This window comes from Caballeronia sp. (assembly GCF_049581465.1).
Taxonomy (GTDB): Bacteria; Pseudomonadota; Gammaproteobacteria; order Burkholderiales; family Burkholderiaceae; genus Caballeronia.
Map to the genome: position 1 here is coordinate 1 of NZ_JBAUSA010001043.1, position 1,987 is coordinate 1,987.

The following is a 1,987-nucleotide window of genomic DNA, read 5'->3' on the forward strand; positions in this document are numbered from 1 at the left end:
CTCGCGGTGCAGGTCGCCGCGGACATCGGCCACTTCCTACTGGAAAGACAATTCGCCGCGCAGCTTGCTGAAACTGCCGCGGCCAAGGGTGTTGCCGAGGCTCCGTTGCGCGAAGTGCTCAAGCGGCTCGGCGAGACGGAGGTCGCCGAAGCCGAAATCCCCGACCGCCTCGCCAAAGCCGCCGACGAATTGATACGCCTCCGCGCCGACCTCGAACGACTCCGCGACGACCGGCCGGAATTCGCCGTCATCCGCGCCCGCGCGTCGGCTCTGATCGACAAAGGCGATTTCGACACCGCCCGTTCCGCTCTCAACGAGGGACGCGGGCGCGCTCGCGCGCTGCGCGAGGAGGCAGATCGAACCGAGGCCGGATTTTTAGCCCAGGAGGCGCGCGTCGACCGCCTGCAACTCAACTACGAATCGGCTTGCGCCAAATTCGCCGAAGCCGCGCAACTCGATCGGGACAATGTCTGGCTATGGATCGAGCTGGGTGATTTGTGGGAGACGCGAGGCTCGCTGGTCGAGGCTACGAAGGCTTTCTCTGCCGCCCGTGACGCCGCCGCTCGAGGCGGCCACGATCGGGATCTCGCCGCATCCTCCGATAGGCTCGGCTATATGCAGGTCAAGCGGGGCGACCTCACAAGCGCGCTCAAGTCATACAAGTACGTCTTAGAAATTGCTGAGCGGCTTGCCAAATCCGATCTCGGTAACTCGAAACGACAGCGCGACCTTTCGATCCCATACCAGAGAATTGGCGAGGTTCAAGTCGCGCAGGGCGATCTCTCCGGTGCTCTGAAGTCTTATAGCGACGGCTTAGCGATCCAAGACCGACTCGCGCAATCCGATCCAACAAACGCTGATTGGCAGGAGGGTCTCTCGCTGTCGTACGAGCAGATCGGCGATGTTCTGGTCGCACAAGGCGATCTCGCTGGGGCATTGACCTCCTATCGCGATAGTCTCGTGATCAGGGACCGCTTGGCCAAGTCCGATCTCCGAAATGCCGGCTGGCAGCGCAATCTCGCTGTTTCGAACGCGAAGGTTGCCGACGTGGAGGTTAGGCAGGGCGATCCTGCCAAGGCGATGACCCGCTACCGTGAAAGCCTCGCGATCTTTGACCGCCTAGCGAAATCCGATCCCGGCAACGCCGGCTGGCAATACAATCTAAGCATCAACAACGAAAGAATTGGCGACGTGCAGGTCGCGCAGGGCGACCTTATCGGCGCGCTAGCCTCGTATCGCGCCAAGTTCGAAATCGTTAGCCGGCTGTCGCAATCCGATCCCGCTAACGCCGGCTGGCAGCGCGACCTCTCGGTGTCCCACAACAAGATCGGCGACGTGCAGATCGCACAGGGCGACCTCACCGGCGCGCTAATCTCCTACCGCGGCGGCCTGGCCATCATTGATCCACTGGCGCAATCCGATCCCGGCAACGCCGGCTGGCAGCGCGATCTCTCGGTGTCCTACGAGAAGATTGGCAACGTGCTGGTCGCGCAGGGCGACCTCGCCGGGGCGCTGACCTCCTACCGCGACAGCCTCGCGATCATGGACCCACTCATTACGTCCGATCCGGAGAACGCCGGATGGCAGCGCCACGTTGCTGTGTCGCATTCGAAAATCGCAAGCGTACTCAAGGAAATGGGAAATCGCGCCGGCGCGTTGCAGTCGTTGCGACAAAGCCACGCGATCATGGTTCGCTTGACCGCCCTATCGCCAGACAATGTCCAATGGAAGCAGGACCTTGACTGGCTTGCAAGCCGGATCGCCGAACTCTCGCAATAGGCTGCGCCCTGCCCCGAGACGTTTGCGGCCGAACTTTTCGGTCCTTCAAACGCGAGGCTCAACCCAATGGGCTCGTCTGCGCCTTGAACCGGCGCGAAGGGATATCTAACGCCAGTCGCCGCGTCTAACAGCGACATAATGCGATTGAATTGGTCGGCGGGCGCGGCTTTCTGGGCGCCGAATCGCGACCCTGACCCAGTGGCGGTCC

General features: G+C 62.2%; 1 protein-coding gene. It reads left to right on the forward strand.

Going from position 1 to position 1,987, the window contains the following annotated elements; translation table 11 throughout:
- On the forward strand, positions 1-1,779 hold a 1,779-nt coding region (locus WCA53_RS25555), incomplete at its 5' end, for a hypothetical protein (RefSeq protein WP_423916989.1).
- Positions 1,780-1,987: the final 208 nt, after the last annotated feature.